Here is a 21,685-nt window from a genome sequence, read left to right on the forward strand (position 1 = left end):
ACCAGTAGCGCCCGTGTTACCTCGAGGCCCAGTGGCGCCGGTAGCACCAGTAGCACCCGTGTTACCTTGAGGTCCAGTAGCGCCGGTAGCGCCCGTGTTACCTCGAGGCCCAGTGGCGCCGGTAGCACCAGTAGCACCTGTGTTACCTTGAGGTCCAGTAGCGCCGGTAGCGCCCGTGTTACCTCGAGGTCCAGTGGCACCGGTAGCACCAGTAGCACCCGTGTTACCTTGAGGTCCAGTAGCGCCGGTAGCGCCCGTGTTACCTCGAGGTCCAGTGGCACCGGTAGCACCAGTAGCGCCTGCTGGTCCAGTAGGTCCGGTAGGTCCTTGAATAAACGAAGCGGAATTAACTAGAGCAGTTTGTAATGCTGCTATTAATTTAAGGAGCTCTTGAAGTGTGCAAGGGTCAATTCGGAATAATTTTGTAATGTATAGTAAATAGTTAATGAGATTTTGAAGCTCAATAAATACAGCGCTTGCTACAAAGGTTGGATTTCTTAATATAGTTATTAAGTTTTTAATGATAGCTAACCCTTGTGCTTTCAGGGAGGAAGTAGCGTCTAGTGAACAAATAAATTTACTCAGTAGGTTCAATGTATCGATTAGATCTTCAATATTTTGGGGAGATGGATTTGCGAAAAGTGTTGGGATTATTTTTGTTAAATCAATAATAATCGCACGAAATGTTCTAAGTTGAGCTTTAGTAATTGGGATTGATGGAGTATTTGGGATTCGTCCGGCGCTACTTGGAAAGCATGGTTTGGAGAATTTGTTTTGATTGTCGTTATAACGAGACATTAAATCTCTCCTTTCTCACGAAAATGTGAACGAAACTCATCATAGTAGATGCAGAAATTAGTTAAATGGTCATAGTAAAATCGTTTGTTTAAAGAAAAAATAGAAAAAACGCCTTACAATAAGGCGTTTTTTCTATTTTCTGCGTATTGATAATATCGCTTTAATGAAATTTTTGATTTGAATCCAGCGAGTTTTATAATTTCTGATTCAGGAGTTTCTTTTTTTATTAAGTTTAAAATATAGGTGTTACGAAAATGTTGTCCTGAAATTCCTTTACGTAAATTGGCTCTAGCCACTTCGAGGCGAATCATTTTTTGTATAGCAATTTCCGTTAATGCCTTTGGTGCATCATTTTCATATACCCACCTGTATGTTCCACGGTTAAAATCGAATGCGACAAATAATGGATCATCACTATGGTATTTAGGACGAACTGGTTCCGGGATGCTTTTGTAATAATTATATAGTTGTTTTTTGTCTTCTTTTGCTAATGTAATTGTTCTTTCTACACCTGCGGTTGCTGGGATTGATAATGTGTTAGTTTCAAAGTGAACGTGATGCATTGTTAATGCTGTAAGTTCCTGTAAGGATAAACCGTAGTCAATCAATAGATTTAAAATAGCAATATTGCGATCCATTAATAAGGGGCGCACAGGAAGTTGTTTTTCTGAAAGTCCTTCTAATGAAGTGACTATATACTTTAACCTTTTTTCTTCATCAGGTGAAATGAAATCTTCGTTACGAAGTGTACGGTCTGGTTGAATAGATATCTCCATATTTTTCAATGGATTAGGAATGTTTAGAAAATGATGCATTCTATTTAGTACAATAAATACACGATGCATCGTTTTTTCTGAGTAATGTCGATTCGTTTTTAAATCGGAAAAGTAATCTTCGTAGTCTTTTGTACAAAGTGTAGCCCATATATTACTGGAAGGGAGCTTTTTGTTTTTTTCTAACCAATGTCCGAAGTCTTCAACGTCATAAACATAACGTTTAATAGTTGAGGGTTTTCGGCCTTTATTCAATAAAAAAATAGAAAAGGCTTGTATTGTATCATGGAATTCCGTTGTCTCCATAGTCCCACCACCTTAATTATTTCTTATATTATAGCAAACTTTTCTGAAAATAGGCATTTACAAGGGGGACAGGAATAATAATATTTGGTGAGTGGATAAAATGAGGTGATTGTATGGAACAATCGATGCGAAAGAAAAACAACAATCAAATTAATATTGTGTTAAACCATCGAAAGAAAATTTCTTTGCCAGCCGCAGAAAATAAAACGGTAATTTCAAATGAAACTGCAATTAAACATGAAATGCTGCAGAGAATTGAAGAAGAGATGGGGAAGCTTGTTGGGATGGATGATATAAAAAAGATAATAAAAGAAATATATGCTTGGATTTATGTGAATAAAAAAAGACAAGAGAAGGGATTGAAGTCAGAGAAGCAAGTACTTCATATGCTGTTTAAAGGGAATCCAGGTACAGGGAAGACAACTGTTGCTAGAATGATAGGGAAATTGCTGTTTGAGATGAATATTCTATCGAAAGGCCACTTGGTTGAAGCTGAACGTGCTGATCTTGTAGGAGAGTACATCGGCCATACAGCTCAAAAAACAAGAGACTTAATAAAAAAAGCAATGGGAGGTATTTTGTTTATTGATGAGGCGTATTCTTTAGCTCGAGGAGGAGAGAAGGACTTTGGAAAAGAAGCAATTGATACGCTTGTAAAACATATGGAAGATAAACAACATGGTTTTGTATTGATTTTAGCTGGATATTCAAGAGAGATGAATCACTTTCTTTCATTAAATCCAGGGCTGCAATCTCGTTTTCCATTTATTATTGAATTTGCGGATTACTCGGTAAATCAGTTGTTGGAAATTGGGAAAAGAATGTATGAAGATCGTGAATATCAGTTATCGAAAGAGGCTGAATGGAAATTTAGGGATCATTTACATGCTGTAAAGTATTCGTCGCAAATTACATCGTTTAGTAATGGGCGGTATGTACGGAATATTGTTGAAAAATCAATTCGTACACAGGCGATGCGGTTGTTGCAAGAAGATGCCTATGATAAAAATGATTTAATTGGAATATCGAGTATGGATTTGATGCTCGAAGAGGAGACGCACAGTACATAAACTGTGCGTCGATTTTTGTGTATAAGTTCGTTTACTCTTTTTTTTCTTTTTCTTGGTGTACTTTATGGAAGTGTTCCATTTTAGCGCTCTTTTCGTGTGCTGAATTAGGATCGTGTCCAAATTGATTTACTGAGCTTTTTTGAGCTCCTTTATTAACGTGGTTTGTCATTTGTATTCACCTCACTTTAAAAATTAGTATAAACATTATATAAAGAAAAAATCGTTAGAAAAGAAAAACCTCTTTACGATATGTAAAGAGGTTAGATTGCTATTTATGGATTGAACGTTCTTTCGTTTCGATACGTCTGTGTGGTAAATGCCATTTGTAATGAATAGAAACCATGCGGAAGCAAACAATTAAAATGAATAAAATGTAAAGAGCCCAATCGCTAACAATAATTTGAGCGCCAATTAAAAAACCTGCTAAAATTGTCCAAAAGGCATATACTTCAGCTCGAAGAACGAGAGGTTTCCTGCGGGCTAAAAGATCGCGAATGATACCGCCGCCAATACCAGTTAAAACAGCTGCTACAATTGTGGCGCTAATTGGTAAATTTAATTTTTGGGCATATAATGCTCCTTGTACAGCAAATGCTGATAAGCCGATAGCGTCAGTGATATTTTCCCACTTTTTCCAATGTCTAATTAACTTATTTGGAAAAAGAAAAATAATAGTCATTGATAAAAGTGCGATTTGGAATAACATGTCTTGTTGCCAAAACGCGACAATCGGATAACCGATTAATAAATTACGAATGGCACCTCCCCCAAATGCGGTTGCCATTCCTAAAATATACACCCCGAAAATATCATAATCCTCTTCCATTGCAACAATGGCTCCGCTTAGTGCGAAAGCGATTGTGCCTATGATGCTAAAAATCTCCCATGCCATGAATTTTCTCCCCCGCTAACTAGATGAAATGTGCTTCCTCTGCTATTATATTAGAAGGTTTAAATTTCGAAAAGGATGAGTGAACATATTTGATGGAAGAAAAAGAAAAAGTCATATTAGTAGGCTGTCAATTGCCACAAGATGATGATGAAAAATTTATGCATTCCATGAAAGAGCTTGCATCACTAGCGAAGACTGCACGAGCAGAATTGTTAGTGTCAACAACGCAAAAACGACCAAAGTTTCATCCGGCAACTTACATAGGTAAAGGGAAATTAGAAGAGCTTACAATGTTAACTGAAGAATTAGAGCCGGATGTTATTGTATTTAATAATGAATTAACGCCGAGTCAAATTCGGAATTTATCCTCAGTATTAAATGCGAGAGTAATTGATCGAACGCAACTAATACTGGATATTTTTGCGCAACGTGCGAAGTCGAGGGAAGGTAAGCTTCAAGTAGAATTAGCTCAGTTGCAATATACAATGCCGCGTCTTATGGGGCAAGGATTGTCCTTATCGCGTCTTGGTGGTGGTATTGGAACGAGAGGACCAGGTGAGACGAAATTAGAGACGGATCGTCGTCATATTCGATCCCGTATTGATGAAATAAAGAAACAACTTGCAGTTGTTGTGGAACATCGAAAAAGATATCGTGAGAGAAGAAAAGATAATAAAGTATTTCAAGTTTCGTTAATAGGGTATACAAATGCAGGGAAATCGACACTGTTTAATAGATTAACGGAAGCTGATACGTTTGAAGAAAACCTTCTGTTTGCAACATTAGACCCCACGACGAGGAAGATGCCGTTACCTTCTGGTTATACAGTATTACTAACTGATACTGTTGGTTTTATACAAGATTTACCCACTTCATTAATCGCTGCTTTTCGTTCGACACTGGAAGAAGCGGGGGAAGCAGATGTCATTTTACATGTAGTTGATTCCGCGGATCCTAACTACATAGGGCATGAAAAAACAGTAAAACGATTATTATCAGAACTTGAAATTAACCATATTCCTATTATTACGTTATATAATAAAAAAGATGAATTACACCAAAACTTTATTCCGTTTCCGAAAAGTGATTTCTTAATGACTAGTGCTTTTGAAGAAAGTGATTTATTGCGTATAAAAGAAGCGATAGAAACGAAGATGAAGAAAGAAATGGATTGTTATCGAGTGGAAATCCCTCCGAGTGAAGGTAAGTTGTTAACGCTTTTAAAGACGGAAACTCTATTAGCAAAGATGGAGTTTCTAGAAGATAAATTTGTATATGATTGTGCAGGGTATATTTTTACTCATTCATCGCTTAATGTGCAATTAAAGAGATTTTTAGTGGAAGAAGGAGAAAATAAAAATGTTTGATCGTTTGAAAAATGGAGAAAAAATTGCTCCAATTGTAAAAGAAGTAGAGAGTCAGATTACAGAAGTACATAAACGTGCGGATGAAGTGATTGAAAGCAATCAGTTTCGTGTATTAGAAAGTTTTCGGAAACATAAAATTAGTGACTCGCATTTTATCCCGACAACAGGTTATGGTTATGATGATATTGGCCGTGATACGTTAGAAAAAGTGTATGCTGATGTATTTGGGGCGGAAGCTGGACTTGTTCGTCCGCAAATTATTTCAGGTACTCACGCTATCTCTACAGCGTTATTTGGTATTTTACGCCCGGGAGATGAGTTATTGTATATCACTGGGAAACCGTATGATACGTTAGAGGAAATTGTTGGTGTACGTGGGAAAGGTGTAGGTTCATTTAAAGAATATAATATCGGTTACAATGCAGTTCCGCTAACTAGTGCTGGGCTTGTTGATTTTGAGGCTGTTGCAGCGGCGATTCATAATAATACGAAAATGATCGGTATTCAGCGTTCGAAAGGTTATGCTACTCGTCCATCGTTTACTATTTCTCAAATTAAAGAGATGATCGCGTTTGTTAAAGAAATTAAACCTGATGTTGTTGTGTTTGTAGATAACTGTTATGGCGAGTTTATTGAAGAGCAAGAGCCATGTCATGTTGGTGCAGATTTAATGGCGGGTTCGCTTATTAAAAACCCGGGCGGCGGAATTGTTAAAACTGGTGGTTATATTGTCGGGAAAGAACAGTATGTTGAAGCGTGTGCATATCGTTTAACGTCTCCGGGAATTGGTGCGGAAGCTGGAGCGTCTTTATACAGTCTGCAAGAAATGTATCAAGGGTTCTTCTTAGCGCCACATGTTGCAGGACAAGCGCTGAAAGGTGCAATTTTTACAGCTGCGTTTTTAGAAAAGTTAGGAATGAACACGTCACCAGCGTGGAATGCGCCAAGAACAGACTTAATTCAATCGGTTCAATTTGATGATAAAGACCGTATGATTGCCTTCTGCCAAGCGATTCAATATGCATCTCCAATTAATTCGCATTTTACTCCGTATGCAAACTATATGCCAGGTTATGAAGATGATGTAATCATGGCGGCGGGAACGTTTATTCAAGGTGCAAGTATTGAATTGTCTGCTGATGGTCCAATTAGACCACCGTATGTTGCGTATGTGCAAGGTGGCTTAACGTATTCGCATGTTAAAATTGCGATTTGTTCTGCGATTGACGAATTGATTGAAAAGAATTTATTAATAATTTCTTAATGGAAAGCTGTCGATTTTGGCAGCTTTTTTCGTATAAAAGTAATGATTTATGCGATTAGAAAAAAGAATGAAAAAATTCATAAAAAAATTATAAAAAATCATGTAAGAAAAGCTAACATCTATTGACACTAAACATAACATGGTATAAAATGAGAAGCAGTTAAGGCGAAGGAGGAACTGAAAAATGAAAGAAGATAGACGTTCTGCCCCGCTGTTTCCTATTGGTATTGTTATGGATTTAACACAATTGTCTGCACGTCAAATTCGCTACTATGAAGAGCATAATCTTGTTTCTCCAACCCGTACAAAGGGGAATCGTAGATTATTTTCATTTAACGATGTAGATAAGTTGTTAGAAATTAAAGATTTGTTAGATCAAGGCCTGAATATGGCTGGTATTAAACAAGTGTTACTAATGAAAGAAAATCAAACAGAAGCAGTGAAAGTAAAAGAAGAAACGAAAGAAATTTCAAAAACTGAGCTTCGCAAAATACTTCGAGATGAACTACAACATACAGGTAGATTCAATCGAACTTCATTGCGACAAGGTGACATTTCAAGATTTTTTCACTAAAGATAACTGATTCTGAAGGCGATTAGAGGGACTAAGGAGGAATTTATAATGTCTAGATACACAAAAGAAGATATTTTCCGTTTGGCGAAAGAAGAGAATGTAAAGTATATCCGTTTACAATTTACGGACCTTTTAGGGGTAATTAAAAACGTAGAGATTCCAGTGAGACAATTAACGAAAGCTCTTGATAACAAAATGATGTTTGATGGATCTTCGATTGAAGGTTTCGTACGTATTGAAGAGTCTGATATGTATTTATATCCTGATTTAGACACTTGGGTAATTTTCCCTTGGACAGCTGAAAAAGGTAAAGTAGCTCGACTAATCTGTGATATTTACAATGCAGATGGCACTCCATTTGATGGAGACCCACGTAACAACTTAAAACGTGTGTTAAAAGAAATGGAAGCTTTAGGATTTTCAGACTTCAATCTTGGACCAGAGCCAGAATTCTTCCTATTTAAGGTTGATGAAAAAGGAAATCCAACATTAGAACTAAACGATAACGGTGGATACTTCGACCTTGCGCCGATGGATCTAGGGGAAAACTGTCGTCGTGATATCGTTCTTGAACTTGAAGAAATGGGATTTGAAATTGAAGCATCTCACCATGAGGTTGCTCCAGGACAGCACGAAATTGACTTTAAATATGCAAATGCAATTCGCTCATGTGATGACATTCAAACATTCAAACTTGTTGTAAAAACAATTGCTCGTAAACATGGTTTACACGCAACGTTTATGCCAAAACCACTATACGGTGTGAACGGTTCAGGTATGCACTGTAACTTATCATTATTTAAAAATGGTGAGAACGTATTCTTTGATGCAAACGGTGACTTACAATTAAGTGATGATGCTCGTCACTTCATCGCAGGTATTTTAAAACATGCACCAGCATTTACAGCGATAGCAAACCCAACTGTAAACTCATATAAACGTCTAGTACCTGGATATGAAGCGCCTTGTTACGTAGCATGGTCTGCACAAAACCGTAGTCCGTTAGTACGTATCCCTGCATCTCGTGGTATTAGTACACGCGTAGAAGTGCGTAGTGTTGACCCAGCTGCAAACCCATATTTAGTAATGGCTACATTATTAGCTGCAGGTCTTGATGGAATTAAAAACAAATTAACTCCACCGGCAGCAGTAGATCGTAACATCTATGTAATGACAAAAGAAGAGCGCGAAGAAGCAGGTATCGTTGACTTACCAGCAACATTAGCGCAAGCATTAGTTACATTACAATCTAATGAAGTAGTATGCGGTGCACTAGGAGAACACTTACTTGAGCACTTCATCGAAGCGAAAGAGATTGAGTGGGATATCTTTAGAACACAAGTTCACCAATGGGAACGCGATCAATATATGTCTCTATACTAAGAGGCTTGAACCCTTGATACAACTCGTATCAAGGGTTTTTTAATTCCCTATTATTACAATTTTATGTGGTTGCAAAATGAAAAATAGCCACATAAAAGCCAATAATTAATAACAAGTAGTGATATCATAGAAAAACATTATCAGATAAACGTAAGTTTTATATAATTTATGAACTAAAAAAGCCTTGATACTACGGTATCAGGGCTTTTTTAGTGAAGTTATTGGATATATTAACTACTAGATAATGGATTGTTTTTGGTTATTTTAAATCATGTTACTAAGAAAATCTTTTCAAAAGAATTGATTTTATCTTTTTTAAATCACTTGTGCTATAACTTAATAATTCTTTACTGCCTGTACAACGCGACCAATTATTTTTACATCTTCAGCTGAAAGGTCGTAAGTTTTTGGTTCGTGGATAGGGTCATTACTCAATGGTATTAAAGTAATGATGCTTCCGGATTTTGAAATCTTTTTCACGGTAGCATCATAACCATTGACTTTTACAACAGCAATTTGTCCGTTTTCAACATAAGGAGTTTCCTCTACTAAAACATAAGAACCATCAGGGAATTCGAGATTCATGCTAGTGCCTTTTACAGTAAGATAAAAATACTTTTTACGTTTGTTTAAAAATGTACTCAGCATGGGTAAATAGCCTTCGATATTTTCTTCAGCGAATATTGGTGTACCAGCTGCTACAGAACCAATGATAGGAATATGAAGAATGTTTGATTGATCGTTTTGGATGGTTTCATAAATAGAAACTTCTTCTTTAACAGTATTGTCCTCTTGAGTTGCGAGTCTTTCTAAATCATCAGTAGTAATTCCTAATCCCTTACAAACTTTTATGACATTATCAACAGACGCTTTACCAATCCCTCTTGATAACATGGATTGCAGTGTTGTGGGGGGGAGACCTATTTTTTCGGCGAAGGCTCTTTTGCTATAGCCAGCTTCTTTTATTAAGCGTGTTACAACCTCTGCTTTTTTCATTACTTTCACCATCTTTCTTATTAAAATGTATACGATATTGCGTATTTCTGTATATATCATAACCTAACTAAAATTGTTAGTAAATAGAAAAATATACGAAATTGAGTATTTAAATGCGTTTTTTTGTTGACTAAATACGAAACTGAGTTTATATTTAAATGGAAATGAACGCAATATCGTACAAAAAACAGGTGGTGAGTCAATGTATCCGAATTTGCGTGCAGAGATGGCGAGAAAAAGAATTATGATTACACAAATTTCTTCGCATCTGAAACTTCGCCACGCAACAGTGAGCGACAAAATAAATGGTAAATTTCGTTTTTATTATGATGAAGCTTTTGAAATTAAGAAAACTTTTTTTCCAGAAGATAGTTTGGAATATCTTTTTGAATTTGAAGAAAATGAAGCGAATTGAAATCGGAGGAAATTTACTTAAAATGTAACCCTATAATCGAATTATTGAATGATGATTTAATAAGAGGGTTCATATCAAAGTATTTAATTTAAATTCCGATAACTAGTTAATTTGTAAAAAGAAAGTAAAGAATTATGCGTAGTGCGAAATTATCTCAATGCAATAAAGATAGTCCAAAATTAGTAGTGAGGAGGAGATGAGGATGGGGCAATTAATTGACTCATCAGTACATAGTTCATTAGTATTTGAAGTTAATGGCAAAGTAGTAACGGATAGTTTGATAATTGCGAAGATATTCAAAAAAAATCACTTCGACGTTTTGAAGGAAGTTCGAAAACAAATTGTATATGTAGGTGAAGAGTTTGGAGGAGAAAATTTTCACGAGTCCACTTATTTTAATTCAAAGAATAGGCGAATCCCTAAATATGATTTAACAGAAGAAGCATTCACGTTACTTGTTATGGGATATACCAGTAGAGAAACGGTTGGAATGAAAATCAAATTTATGAAAGAGTTCAAACGAATGAAGCAATATATACAAAATCAACAAAATGTGCCAAAGGATCCAATGGGGGTTTTAAAGTTAACATTTGCTGCGTTAGAAGGACATACTCAGGAGATACAAGAGATAAAGTCTGAGGTGAAGGGTTTGCGAGAAAATACGCCGCTTTATGCTATCGAGTGTGAAGAGATAACAAGGGCTGTAAAAAGGTTAGGTGTTATGTTATTGGGAGGTAAAAATTCAAATTCTTATCAGGATATCGGTCTTAGAAGGAAGTTATATAGAGATATTTATAGTCAGTTACATCGGGAATTTGGTGTGAATAGTTATAAAGCTATTAAACGTTATCATTTGGATAGAGCAATACAAATGATTAATGAAGAATATTCAATTCCAACTGTTTTAAATGAAGAAATTACAGTTAAAAACTCACAAATAAATATGGCAGACATTCAGTAGGAGGAAAGAACATGCAAAGAAAGATTTTAGTAATTACTAGCAGTTTAGCAGGGTTACCAACTGTCAGTGAATTTAAAACAAAAGAAGATGCAAAAGAGCAGGTTAGAAAGCTTATTCAAAAAGGAATGAGTCAAAATGTGATTCGTATAACACAAGAAATTCCAATGAATATCGAAATCCAGGTGGATGTTGAACTTGAGGAATAAGAGAGGTTTAGAAGAAAATAGATATGGATAGCATGATTGTTTTGAATGAATGCATAAGAAAAGAATCCGTTGCAGCGGATTCTATAAGAAAAAATATCTCTAGATAAGTATAACATTGAATACCGTTTTTGAGAATTGATGAGGTGGCTAGTATGGGGATTATTCGAGTGAAAAAAGATAGTAATTATTCCGTTATAAATAATACTGGTTTAAAAGATGAAAGGTTGTCATGGAAAGCGAAAGGAATCTTAGCCTATGCGCTTACATTACCAGACGATTGGACTTTTCATATTAGCGAATTAGCTCGACATGCTAAGGATGGAGAAGATTCGCTCCGTACAGGTTTTAAGGAATTAAAAGAATTAGGTTATGTAAAACGTTATCCTGTTCGTGATGGGAATACGAAAAAAATTACAAGGTGGGATACGGAAATTTACGAAACGCCACAAAGGAACATGCCACAAATGGAAAACCAAGATGTGGTAAAGCCATATGAGGAAAATCAGAAACTACTAAATACTAATAGACTAAATACTAATAAACGAAATAATAATGATGATATGGATAAATTAGAATCTCGTGTATTCATCAATGAGAGGGTTAAAGTAAGTTGTAACTTTATTAAGGGGATGGGCATTCCGTTAAGTGAAATTGCAATTGCAGAGTTGGGGAGTTTTTGTAATTTGTTTAGTGGGGAGTTAATTCAGCATGCAATTAATAAAGCCGTTGATGAGAATGCGCCAAGATGGAACTACATTAAGGCTATATTGAGGAATTGGAAGGAGCAAGAAGTTAAAACATTAGTTGATGTGGCCATACTAGATAGACGTTTCGAAATGAGCAAGAAAAAGAAATATAACGGGACAGGTAGGAAGTATTCAAATAGAAAAGAGATTGTACCCGATTGGTTATATAAAGATGATGAATCAACAAATCTAGAAGAGGAAAGAAAAACCGTGCAGTCTACTGATGAAGAGCGTGAGAGATTACAAGAGGTGTTAAATAAATATAGGTCATAAGAAAAAATGCTAGATGATTTACAAGTAATAAAGATTGAAAAGGCTAATAAGCATATTCATGCTATTAAATTAGTATTAAGAGACTTTGTAAAAAGAACGGAAGTGGGTGAATCAGTAAGTGTTCGAATGGCTCAAAGATTATAAGAAGTTAGAAGAAGAAATTGCTTATTTAGAATACAACTTAGATAAATCAAAAGCCGAATTGAAGCGTTGGATTAGCGGTGATTTGCAAAATGTAAGATTAACCGCTGAATCGGAAGGGGCTAAGGTAGAAGGGCGGATTGAAGCAATTGAATATGAATTAGCTCATAAAATGAATGAAGAGTATGATTTAAAGCTTTTGATTAATAAGTTTACAGGACTGGATCATCAAATACTTAAAATGAAATATGTTGATGGAATGACTTTAGAGCAAATTGCGTTTGAATTACATTATAGTACAGGCTATATACGCCGAAAACATGCTGAAATAAGGAAGATTGTCAAGTTTTTAGATGGATTTTAGTGTTACCTTTTTGTAGGATACATGTAGTGTACAGAAAGTATTGAAAAAGTGATTTATAGTAGTAATATAAGATTTCGACGAAAGAGCAACTATTTTTATGGTTGCTCTTTTTGTTGTGAAAGAAGGTGAGTAATATGAAGTGATTTGATGGATTAATAAGTCTTTAGCTTCTAGTTATATTTAGTAAAGTAGTAGTTTTACAGGCGAAAATAATAGAAAAATAAGGAGATGTTTAATGATGAGTTTATTAGCTGCTTCAGTCAAAACAAAGAATTTGCCACAACAGGTATTACGTTGGCAATCAATGGTAGAAAGCGAATGTTCTGCACAAGGTGTACCTGAGTTAGTTCCTTACGTGCTTGGAATTATTATGGTGGAAAGTGGAGGGAATTCTGAAACGACACCTGATATTATGCAGTCTAGTGAATCACAAGGATGGGCAATGAATACAATTAAAAACCCGAAAGATTCAATTTATTACGGAGTGAAGCATTTAAAGGGTGCTTTTGATGATGCGAAGAAAAATGGCATTACAGATTTAAGTGCCATTGTTCAATCGTATAATTTTGGACGAGCTTACCTTCGCTGGTTAGCTTCTAACAATAAACAGCATTCATTACCGGTGGCAGATCTGTATTCTAAAACGGTTGTTGCGCCATCACTTGGAAATACGACCGGTGCTATGGTGAAATATAGTAACCCTATCGCTGTTGCCTACAATGGTGGTTATCGATATAAAAACGGGGGGAATTTCTTCTACTCTGAAATTGTTAAACAATATGTAGATTTTGATGGAGGAACTGGTGGCGGTGACAATAAGCCGTTACAACCAAAAGGACTGGGAATTGCAACGTCTAAATACCCAGAAGGATGGGGCATCAATTTATATAGTGGTCCTGGAAAAGATGCTTGGTTTACAGGTCATGTCATTAATACAAAAATGCCATATTTAATTATAGATGCTGCTTGGTATGGCGGGAATGAAAATATGCTTTGCTTAGGTTGGGAAGCCTGGGCAAAAGAAGAACACTTTGAAGTGCAGTGGTTCCACGCTTACTCAAAATATCCAGCAGGTTATGGTATTAACACATATGATGGTCCAAATGGAAATTATAAAGGAAATGTGGATGGATCTTATCCATATGGTGTTTTTGCGAGAAAAGATGGTTACATTGATATTGGACAAAACACATGGGTAAAAGAAGAACATTTTAATGTAAGGTAATAACAAAGTTTTTTATTATTTGATTTTAAATTATAAATTTTAATATATAGAAAAAATATAAAAGGGTGCTTTTTTAAGTGCCTTTTTATATTACGTATGAATAGAAAGGAAGATTATTATGGCAAAATTTATTTATCCAACAGATACAACGAGAGTAACAAGTGGATTTCGGGGGAGCAGACCAGATCATCATGGGATAGATCTTGCTGAATCGGGCTATCATCCAATTTATGCAGCAGCTAGCGGACGAGTTAGTCGTTCTTATATTTCATCCAGTTATGGTGAATGTATTATGATTGTGCACACTATTGATGGGGTTACATGGGAAACAGTATATGCCCATATGCTTAGCGGTTCTCGAACAGTAAAAGAAGGTGATTATGTTACACAAGGACAAACTATTGGGGTTATGGGGAACACAGGGGATTCTAGTGGTCAACACTTGCATTTTGAATTGCATAAAGGGTCTTGGAACATCAATAAGAGTAATGCTGTGAATCCATTAGACTACTTAGGAAAAGGAGACGGTGGTGGTACAACTGAACCTTCTGATAAACCGCTACAACCAAAAGGGCTGGGAATTGCAACGTCTAAATACCCAGAAGGATGGGGCATCAATTTATATAGTGGTCCTGGAAAAGATGCTTGGTTTACAGGTCATGTCATTAATACAAAAATGCCATATTTAATTATAGATGCTGCTTGGTATGGCGGGAATGAAAATATGTTATGTCTAGGTTGGGAAGCCTGGGCAAAAGAAGAACACTTTGAAGTGCAGTGGTTCCATGCTTACTCAAAATATCCAGCAGGTTATGGTATTAACACATATGATGGTCCAAATGGAAATTATAAAGGAAATGTGGATGGATCTTATCCATATGGTGTTTTTGCGAGAAAAGATGGTTACATTGATATTGGACAAAACACATGGGTAAAAGAAGAGCATTTTAATGTAAGATAATATCTTTAAATCAGCATGTATTAAGTAGGATGAAAAAACTTGTTATCATACCTCTTGAGATGAGAGTAATATCTGTAAAATGCTGGGCGGAATATAGAGTGCGATTTTTGAAAGAGCAACTGATGTAAAAAGTTGCTCTTTTTCTTTTTTTGAATGTGAGGACCATAACCCATTATATAGAATATGGCCTGTCTGAGGATTTAGTTTCTAGATGTACTTAATAATTCAGTGGAATTTTAAATGATAAAAAATAAAAAAGGAGATAATCAGTAATGGAAATTAGAAAAAAATTAGTGGATCCAAGTAAATATGGTATAAAGTGTCCCAATACAATGACACCAGAATTCATCACAGTACATAATACGTACAATGATGCATCAGCAGAAAATGAGATATCGTATATGATTGGGAATAATAATTCAGTGTCGTTTCATGTTGCAGTAGATGACAAAGAAGCAGTACAAGGTATTCTGTTTGATCGTAATGCTTGGCATGCAGGTGATGGTAACGGAAATGGTAATCGTAAATCTATCGGAGTGGAAATTTGCTATTCTCTAAGCGGTGGGGATAGATATTACAAGGCGGAGGATAATGCAGCAATTGTTATTGCTCAGTTAATGAAACAATTCAATATACCGATTAGTAATGTACGTACACATAAATCGTGGAGTGGAAAGCATTGCCCACATCGAATGCTCGATGAAGGAAGAGTGGATCAATTCATTGAGAAGATAAACAAAGCATTTAATGAAGATAACAATAAACCACTACAACCAAAAGGGCTGGGAATTGCAACGTCTAAATACCCAGAAGGATGGGGCATCAATTTATATAGTGGTCCTGGAAAAGATGCTTGGTTCACAGGTCATGTCATTAATACAAAAATGCCATATTTAATTATAGATGCTGCTTGGTATGGTGGGAATGAAAATATGTTATGTCTAGGTTGGGAAGCGTGGGCGAAAGAAGAACACTTTGAAGTAGAGTGGTTCCATGCTTACTCAAAATATCCAGCAGGTTATGGCATTAACACATATGATGGTCCAAATGGAAATTATAAAGGAAATGTGGATGGATCTTATCCATATGGGATTTTTGCAAGAAAAGATGGTTATATCGATATTGGACAAAACACATGGGTAAAAGAAGAACATTTTAATGTGAGATAAGGATATGAGAGTAGGATCACTCGTATGATTCTCTTTAATTTTTGAAAAGGAGATGAGAACGATGGAAGAACAAATCTTCAATTCAATGATTCAACAAGGAGCATTCGCAGCTTTATTTGTATGGATGCTGTTTACTACGCAAAAAAAGAATGAACAGCGCGAAGAACAATATCAAAAAGTTATTGAAAAAAATCAACAGGTCATTGAAGAACAAGCAAAAGCATTTAGTTCGTTGTCGAAGGATTTATCAGATGTTAAGCGAAAAATCTTGGGGAACGATGATGAGAAATAAAATATGGTATTAAAGTATTTGTCGCATATGCAGGTTCTCAAATAGGAATTCGATTCATATATAGCTAATGAGAAAAAGCCCTAATATCGATAAGTATTGGGGCTTTTTCTCATTAGCTATAGTGAATAAGGTTGTGGTGGATTTTTCAAGAGGAAAGAGTGAATGAAGTCTAATATTAATGTAAATGAAATGAAACTTTGAATGCTGCTTAGTTATAACATAGTTTTATTCAGAATTTTGTTAGTTCATTTTCTAAATTTAGGGAATAAATATAGTTTAGTACCTTGCAATAAACAATACTAAGTGGTATATTATGGATAAAACAGGTACCGTGTATTGAACAGTACTAAGATAGGAAAGGAGGATGGCACTTGAACGTTCAATTTAAAAAAGGTGTGCTTGAACTTTGTGTATTAGCACTTGTAAAACGTAAAGATAGTTACGGTTATGAACTTGTTCAGCAAATTTCTAATAAATTTTTAATATCGGAAGGATCAGTATACCCTTTATTACGTCGTTTGACGAAAGAAGGGTATTTTCAAACGTATTTAAAGGAATCTACGGAAGGGCCACCTCGTAAATATTATCAATTAACAGAGCAAGGGGAGACGCAATTTCATTTGTTAGTAACAGAATGGCGTGATTTTGCGAAAGGGGTACAAGAAATTATTGAAGGGGTGGAATGGGATGAGTAAAGAAGGGTTTCTTAAAGAATTATCAAGTTATCTTAGAAAGTTACCAGAGGAAGAGAGGCAAGATATTTTATTGGATTATGAAGAGCACTTTCAGTTTGGACTAGAAGAGGGGAAAACTGAATCGGAAATAATACAGGGCCTTGGTTCTCCGAAAGTAATCGCGAAAGAATTACTTGCGATGTATCGCTTCGATGAAATGAAAAAAAATCCATCGACTTCAAATGTGACAAGAGCTGTTATGGCAGCGATTGGACTTAGTTTGTTTAATTTTATTATTGTGTTAGGCCCGTTAGTCGCAATTATTGCTTTTATATTTTCTTTTTGGATCGGTGGTATTGCTAGTGTAGTAACACCACTTTTCGTTATTGGAAAAGTATTTATGGGTACTTTTATATGGTTGGATCTTTTCGTTAGTATAACGTTTGTTGGAGTAGGTTTATTGTTATGTATTATCGCTTTTTATAGTACAAAGTGGTTTAAGAGATTGTGTGTACGATATGTAATATGGAACTTCAAAATGATAAAAGGAGAGTAAATGATGAAAAAACTATTTTTAATCGCTATCGCTTGTATCGTTATTGGAGTAATAGGAATTTCCCAAACATATGAAAAAGCAGTACAAACTGCTGAAAAAGGCGATAAAGAAAATGTAATTAAAAACAAAACATTAAAAAATATAGAAGTTAAGTTAGATGCCGGGGATATTATTGTTCAAAAATCTCCTGACTCTTCTTTTTATGTAAAGCAATCGGGAGATGTACGTAAACAAGAGATTCGTATCGCAGAAGATGGTGACACATTAAAAATTATTGGGGAAAGAGAAAAAGGTGCTTCATTTGATTTTTCTTTTTACGATTTTAGGTTTCAAACGTCTAAATTGACTCTACTTGTGCCCGAACGCTCTTACCAAGATGTAAAAGTAAATTCATCTGCTGGACAAATCGAAATGAGTGATGTGAAAAGTGATAGCGTAAGTGTTAGAACACTTGCTGGAGAAGTAGAGTTGAAACAAGTAACGGCTAAGAATGTGGAGGGATCGACAAAAGCTGGTGAGGTGAACTTTAAGAAGGTATTAGGGAAAGTGACCGCAAAAACAACAAGTGGGGAAATAAATATTCAAGATCATGATTCTAAATATAATCTAGAAGCAAGTTCAACTGCGGGAGATATAGATATTACTTTATCGGAAAAACCACAAGATGCGGTAATTACTGGGCAAAGTGCTGCGGGAGATGTAACGATTTTTAATGAAGAAAATAAAAATGTAACAATTGGAAATGGTAGTAAAAAGATTAGCGGTAAAACGGCTGCGGGAGATGTGACGATTGAAACTCGTTAATAAGAAATAGAATGCATGGAAATCTATCAAAATACAAAAAGAAGATAATTACCGTATATAAATAAGGTAATTATCTTCTTTTTGTTATTTTTAATGTAAATCACGATATACGCCAATTACTTTCCCGATAACTGACACTTGTTTTAAAATGATAGGTTCTAATGAAGAGTTTTCTGGTTGTAGACGGAAATGGTCTTTTTCTTTATAGAAACGTTTAACTGTTGCTTCGTTATCCTCTGTTAAAGCGACTACAATTTCACCATTATATGCAGACTGCTGTTGGCGAACAACAACTAAATCTCCATCGAAAATACCAGCTTCAATCATACTATCTCCAGAAATACGTAACATGAACACTTGGTCTGCTCCAGCAACAATACTAGCTGGAAGTGGGAAATGTTCTTCTACGCTTTCGACCGCTGTAATTGGTAAACCAGCAGTGACTTTTCCGACAATTGGAACTTGAATAACAGATTGTGTTTCCGTATCCATTCGGTCTTCACCTAAAATTTCAATGGCACGTGGTTTTGTTGGATCGCGTCGAATGTATCCTTTTTCTTCTAATCGTGATAAATGTCCGTGCACTGTAGAACTAGAAGCGAGGCCGACTGCTTGACCAATTTCACGTACGGAAGGTGGATATCCTTTTTCTTGTACTTTTAGCTTAATAAAGTCGAGAATGTCTTGCTGGCGTTTCGTTAACTTTTCCATGTTTTCTAACACCTCGTTTTCTTTCATTTTTCTTATTAATAAGTATAACATGTGAAAAAACATTCTACAAACATAAGTTCGAACAAATGGCGGATTTATGTTACACTATAGGGAAATAATAGGGAGAAAGAGGGGTTCAAAATGAATGCAATTATTTATGCACGTGTGAGTACAACGAAAGAAGCGCAAGAAACATCATTATTACGTCAAAAAGATGAATTATTGCATTTAGCTGAGCGCTATCAAATGAATGTTACTAAGGTGATTGAAGAGCAGGCTAGTGGATATACAATTGAACGTGACGGTATATTAGAGGTGTTGGATACAATTCGAGACGAACAAATTGATGTGTTACTTATACAAGATGAAACGCGTCTTGGTAGAGGAAATGCGAAGATCGCGTTAATGCATTGTTTACATAAAGAAGGCATAAAAGTATATACGCATACACATAATGGTGAATTACAATTGTCGGATTCTGATTCAATGGTATTAGATATTATTGGTATTGTTGAAGAATATCAAAGAAAGATTCATAATTTGAAAATTAAACGAGGTATGCAACGTGCAGTAGAAAAAGGTTATCGTCCAGAAAAAAATTTAAAAAATCGTCATTTAAGTGTAGGAAGAGAGAAAAAAGAAGTGCCAATTGAGGAAATTGTACGTTTGCGAAAAAGTGAACTCACGTTTGAAGAAATTGCAGCAACATTACGTGGATTTGGTCATAATGTTTCAAAGGCGACTGTACATCGTAGATATGTAGAGTATACGAAGCAATTGCTTGATAAAGAAGAGTAACTATTGTATGATAATAATCAGTTTTGATTAGAAGGGGGATTCGAGATGATTAATCACGAACTCGTTGAACGCATTAACTTCTTAGCGAAAAAAGCAAAAGCTGAAGGTTTAACTGAAGAAGAGCAACGTGAGCGTCAATCGCTACGTGAACAATATTTAAAAGGATTTCGTCAAAATATGTTAAACGAACTTAAAGGTATTAAAGTTGTTAACGAAGAAGGTACAGATGTTACACCGACGAAATTAAAAGCTTTAAAAAAGCAAGATAATGCAAGATTAAATTAAAAGATGGGCGAAGCCCATCTTTTTTATATGTAAAAATCGTTATTTAATAACTTTCCAGTTGTTATTAACTGTTGCTTCTATCGTTTTATGTTCCAATATATAATTAGCGATAAGTTCAGACATATCTGTGGGGATATCTTTTACTACCGGTTTGTTTTGAAACATAAAGAAATTTCCCCCGCCACTTGCACGATAATTATTCATTACAACGTCATATTCTTCATTCATATTAAGAGGAGCACTGTTATGCTGTAAAGATTCTACTCTTTCACCAATTGGTTTTGAAATGTTTAATACGTATGAAATCCCTTCCCACATATCATAATTATAATGTTGTGGCTTTGGTTCTATGTAGGTAGGACTTACGGTGATGGATCCATCTGTTTTTAATGTGAAATAAGAAGCAGAGAGTTCAAGAGCATTTTTTATGTCCGCTCCAGTTAGTCTAATTACTTTTAATGTGTTCGGATAAATATAATTAGAAACGATGTCACGCATTGTTACATGTTCCGGGAAACCTGGAGATGTATTATGGAACAAACTTGTACAAGAAATTGATACATTAGCTATATCCATCTGTATTTTATTTATGAATTCGATAAAAGGATGATCATGCAAACGAGTTTGCATAGCATCTGAAATTTGCATATCCCCCTGAATGATTCCAATAGGTTGATCAAGCCACTTTTGTGTTTTCTCTTCGTAATCGGCTACCAATGAAAGTACATCTTGGTCAGCCTCAACTCCTTGTACAGATAATAATTCAGAAGAACTCTCTTTTTTAACCCATTTATGTTTTGTTTTTTCGAATGTTATTTTTACTTTTCCAACTGAGTTTCCATTACATCCGGTCTGTAAAATTGTTACACCGTTAGCCATTGTGTGAGCAATTTCCCGGTGCTGGTGGCCTGTTAATAAAATATCTATGTCTTCAATTTCATGGCACATTGCATATCCTTGGTTTTCTCCTGTTAAAACTTCAGTCGGTACCCCGGTTTGTAAATCTCGTTCAACTCCCCCGTGATACGCTACGACTAGTAAATCTGGTTTCTCATGTTTGCGAATGTAAGAAACCCACTTTTTCGTTGTTTCTAATGCATCTTCAAATTGTAAGTCTTTAATGTGATGGGGTTGTTCCCAATTGGTAATGTAGTGCGTTGTCACCCCTAAAATAGCGATTTTTATATTGGATTCAATCTGTTTGATTATATAAGGTTTTCCGAAATAAGGCTTCTTTATGTTTTTATCTAAAATGTTTGCTGATAGGTACGGGAAGTTCGCAGTAGTCACAGCGTTATTTAATATATCCATCCCGTAATTAAACTCATGATTGCCGATAATTGCAGCGTCATACTGTAAGTAATTCGCTAATAAGGACATTGGGTTTTTTTTGTTTTTTTCGTATGTAACATAATGATAAGTAAATGGTGTTCCTTGAATAAAGTCGCCATTATCAATTAAAAGAACGTTTGTATTTTGGGAACGTTCTTTTTTTATAAGAGTAGAAATTTTAGCTAAACCAAGTTCTGCTGGGGAGTTATCTTGGTAGTGAATAGGATAAACAGTGCCATGTATATCGCTTGTTAATAAGATGTTTAAAGTTACAGTTTGATTTTGTTCCAATATGACTCACCTTTTCTATTGTTATCTTCCAATTCATCATATCAAATATGTGAAGAGA

The 21,685-nt window shown here is 35.4% G+C and carries 27 protein-coding genes; 20 read left to right on the forward strand and 7 right to left on the reverse strand.

What is annotated here, in order from left to right; all coding sequences use genetic code 11:
* A partial coding sequence (locus HMAS_RS28025) for a collagen-like repeat preface domain-containing protein (RefSeq protein ID WP_240325942.1) occupies positions 1-798 on the reverse strand: 798 nt, incomplete at its 3' end.
* 113 nt (positions 799-911) lie between these two features.
* The gene (locus HMAS_RS05995; protein ID WP_000450326.1) at positions 912-1,877 is read right to left on the reverse strand and encodes a tyrosine-type recombinase/integrase; all 966 of its coding nucleotides are present in this window, start codon (positions 1,875-1,877) and stop codon (positions 912-914) included.
* 113 nt (positions 1,878-1,990) lie between these two features.
* Between HMAS_RS05995 and spoVK the strand changes: the two genes are divergently transcribed.
* The gene (spoVK, locus tag HMAS_RS06000) at positions 1,991-2,947 is read left to right on the forward strand and encodes a stage V sporulation protein K (protein ID WP_000438174.1); all 957 of its coding nucleotides are present in this window, start codon (positions 1,991-1,993) and stop codon (positions 2,945-2,947) included.
* 31 nt (positions 2,948-2,978) lie between these two features.
* Here the strand turns inward: spoVK and HMAS_RS27615 are convergent, their stop codons facing one another.
* Both HMAS_RS27615 and HMAS_RS06005 read right to left on the reverse strand, forming a co-directional pair.
* Positions 2,979-3,116: a hypothetical protein gene (locus HMAS_RS27615; protein WP_000181503.1), complete on the reverse strand. Its 138-nt coding sequence runs from the start codon at positions 3,114-3,116 to the stop codon at positions 2,979-2,981.
* A gap of 99 nt (positions 3,117-3,215) precedes the next feature.
* A complete protein-coding gene (locus HMAS_RS06005) occupies positions 3,216-3,839 on the reverse strand; it encodes a trimeric intracellular cation channel family protein (RefSeq protein WP_116344717.1) in 624 nt (207 codons plus the stop codon).
* 92 nt (positions 3,840-3,931) lie between these two features.
* On the opposite strand from HMAS_RS06005, the gene hflX reads away from it, so the two are divergent.
* From hflX to glnA, 4 genes are all read left to right on the forward strand, one after another.
* Positions 3,932-5,206: a GTPase HflX gene (gene hflX, locus HMAS_RS06010; RefSeq protein WP_000391407.1), complete on the forward strand. Its 1,275-nt coding sequence runs from the start codon at positions 3,932-3,934 to the stop codon at positions 5,204-5,206.
* Positions 5,199-6,470, forward strand: coding sequence for an aminotransferase class I/II-fold pyridoxal phosphate-dependent enzyme (locus tag HMAS_RS06015; RefSeq protein ID WP_000460304.1), 1,272 nt, complete (start codon positions 5,199-5,201; stop codon positions 6,468-6,470). The genes hflX and HMAS_RS06015 overlap by 8 nt, the downstream gene beginning before the upstream one ends.
* 184 nt (positions 6,471-6,654) lie before the next feature.
* Complete coding sequence (gene glnR / locus HMAS_RS06020) at positions 6,655-7,044, forward strand: transcriptional repressor GlnR (RefSeq protein WP_000656783.1); 390 nt, start codon at positions 6,655-6,657, stop codon at positions 7,042-7,044.
* Between the two features lie 48 nt (positions 7,045-7,092).
* Positions 7,093-8,427, forward strand: a complete 1,335-nt coding sequence (gene glnA / locus HMAS_RS06025) for a type I glutamate--ammonia ligase (RefSeq protein ID WP_000092763.1) — start codon at positions 7,093-7,095, stop codon at positions 8,425-8,427.
* A 336-nt stretch (positions 8,428-8,763) separates the two neighbouring features.
* Here the strand turns inward: glnA and HMAS_RS06030 are convergent, their stop codons facing one another.
* The gene (locus tag HMAS_RS06030) at positions 8,764-9,423 is read right to left on the reverse strand and encodes a LexA family protein (protein ID WP_033692152.1); all 660 of its coding nucleotides are present in this window, start codon (positions 9,421-9,423) and stop codon (positions 8,764-8,766) included.
* 202 nt (positions 9,424-9,625) lie between these two features.
* Between HMAS_RS06030 and HMAS_RS06035 the strand changes: the two genes are divergently transcribed.
* From HMAS_RS06035 to HMAS_RS06090, 13 genes are all read left to right on the forward strand, one after another.
* Positions 9,626-9,838 carry a hypothetical protein gene (locus tag HMAS_RS06035; protein ID WP_116344718.1) on the forward strand — a complete coding sequence of 71 codons (213 nt, stop codon included), beginning with the start codon at positions 9,626-9,628 and terminating at the stop codon, positions 9,836-9,838.
* 202 nt (positions 9,839-10,040) lie between these two features.
* Complete coding sequence (locus HMAS_RS06040) at positions 10,041-10,799, forward strand: ORF6C domain-containing protein (protein WP_046392955.1); 759 nt, start codon at positions 10,041-10,043, stop codon at positions 10,797-10,799.
* Between the two features lie 11 nt (positions 10,800-10,810).
* On the forward strand, positions 10,811-11,005 hold the full coding sequence (locus HMAS_RS06045) for a hypothetical protein (RefSeq protein ID WP_001189065.1): 195 nt from the start codon (positions 10,811-10,813) through the stop codon (positions 11,003-11,005).
* Positions 11,006-11,157: 152 nt separating this feature from the next.
* Entirely contained in the window at positions 11,158-12,024 is an 867-nt protein-coding gene (locus HMAS_RS06050) for a DnaD domain protein (protein ID WP_033696536.1), read from the forward strand.
* A 6-nt stretch (positions 12,025-12,030) separates the two neighbouring features.
* Positions 12,031-12,168: a hypothetical protein gene (locus tag HMAS_RS27900; protein WP_000883317.1), complete on the forward strand. Its 138-nt coding sequence runs from the start codon at positions 12,031-12,033 to the stop codon at positions 12,166-12,168.
* Positions 12,143-12,529, forward strand: a complete 387-nt coding sequence (locus tag HMAS_RS06055) for a DUF1492 domain-containing protein (protein ID WP_000464425.1) — start codon at positions 12,143-12,145, stop codon at positions 12,527-12,529. The genes HMAS_RS27900 and HMAS_RS06055 overlap by 26 nt, the downstream gene beginning before the upstream one ends.
* A 238-nt stretch (positions 12,530-12,767) precedes the next feature.
* Positions 12,768-13,754: a lysozyme family protein gene (locus HMAS_RS06060; RefSeq protein WP_033692154.1), complete on the forward strand. Its 987-nt coding sequence runs from the start codon at positions 12,768-12,770 to the stop codon at positions 13,752-13,754.
* A 118-nt stretch (positions 13,755-13,872) separates the two neighbouring features.
* On the forward strand, positions 13,873-14,715 hold the full coding sequence (locus tag HMAS_RS06065; RefSeq protein ID WP_116344719.1) for a M23 family metallopeptidase: 843 nt from the start codon (positions 13,873-13,875) through the stop codon (positions 14,713-14,715).
* A 272-nt stretch (positions 14,716-14,987) separates the two neighbouring features.
* Entirely contained in the window at positions 14,988-15,884 is an 897-nt protein-coding gene (locus HMAS_RS06070; RefSeq protein ID WP_016123244.1) for a peptidoglycan recognition protein family protein, read from the forward strand.
* A gap of 61 nt (positions 15,885-15,945) precedes the next feature.
* Entirely contained in the window at positions 15,946-16,176 is a 231-nt protein-coding gene (locus HMAS_RS06075) for a BhlA/UviB family holin-like peptide (RefSeq protein ID WP_000392444.1), read from the forward strand.
* Positions 16,177-16,547: 371 nt separating this feature from the next.
* The gene (locus tag HMAS_RS06080; protein ID WP_001102628.1) at positions 16,548-16,871 is read left to right on the forward strand and encodes a PadR family transcriptional regulator; all 324 of its coding nucleotides are present in this window, start codon (positions 16,548-16,550) and stop codon (positions 16,869-16,871) included.
* Positions 16,864-17,406 carry a DUF1700 domain-containing protein gene (locus tag HMAS_RS06085; protein ID WP_000031384.1) on the forward strand — a complete coding sequence of 181 codons (543 nt, stop codon included), beginning with the start codon at positions 16,864-16,866 and terminating at the stop codon, positions 17,404-17,406. The genes HMAS_RS06080 and HMAS_RS06085 overlap by 8 nt, the downstream gene beginning before the upstream one ends.
* Positions 17,407-18,210, forward strand: coding sequence for a DUF4097 family beta strand repeat-containing protein (locus tag HMAS_RS06090; protein ID WP_006920048.1), 804 nt, complete (start codon positions 17,407-17,409; stop codon positions 18,208-18,210). It abuts the gene before it with no gap.
* 90 nt (positions 18,211-18,300) lie between these two features.
* On the opposite strand, the gene lexA is transcribed toward HMAS_RS06090, so the two are convergent.
* Positions 18,301-18,921 carry a transcriptional repressor LexA gene (gene lexA / locus HMAS_RS06095; RefSeq protein WP_000413738.1) on the reverse strand — a complete coding sequence of 207 codons (621 nt, stop codon included), beginning with the start codon at positions 18,919-18,921 and terminating at the stop codon, positions 18,301-18,303.
* A gap of 141 nt (positions 18,922-19,062) precedes the next feature.
* On the opposite strand from lexA, the gene HMAS_RS06100 reads away from it, so the two are divergent.
* Together HMAS_RS06100 and HMAS_RS06105 are read left to right on the forward strand one after the other, a co-directional pair.
* Positions 19,063-19,719, forward strand: a complete 657-nt coding sequence (locus HMAS_RS06100; RefSeq protein WP_000991469.1) for a YneB family resolvase-like protein — start codon at positions 19,063-19,065, stop codon at positions 19,717-19,719.
* 45 nt (positions 19,720-19,764) lie between these two features.
* Positions 19,765-20,004: a DUF896 domain-containing protein gene (locus HMAS_RS06105; protein WP_000607016.1), complete on the forward strand. Its 240-nt coding sequence runs from the start codon at positions 19,765-19,767 to the stop codon at positions 20,002-20,004.
* Positions 20,005-20,043: 39 nt separating this feature from the next.
* Here the strand turns inward: HMAS_RS06105 and HMAS_RS06110 are convergent, their stop codons facing one another.
* On the reverse strand, positions 20,044-21,627 hold the full coding sequence (locus HMAS_RS06110; RefSeq protein ID WP_006920043.1) for a bifunctional metallophosphatase/5'-nucleotidase: 1,584 nt from the start codon (positions 21,625-21,627) through the stop codon (positions 20,044-20,046).
* Positions 21,628-21,685 lie beyond the last annotated feature (58 nt).

Source organism: Bacillus sp. HMA207 (assembly GCF_003402455.1).
Taxonomy (GTDB): domain Bacteria; phylum Bacillota; class Bacilli; order Bacillales; family Bacillaceae_G; genus Bacillus_A; species Bacillus_A cereus.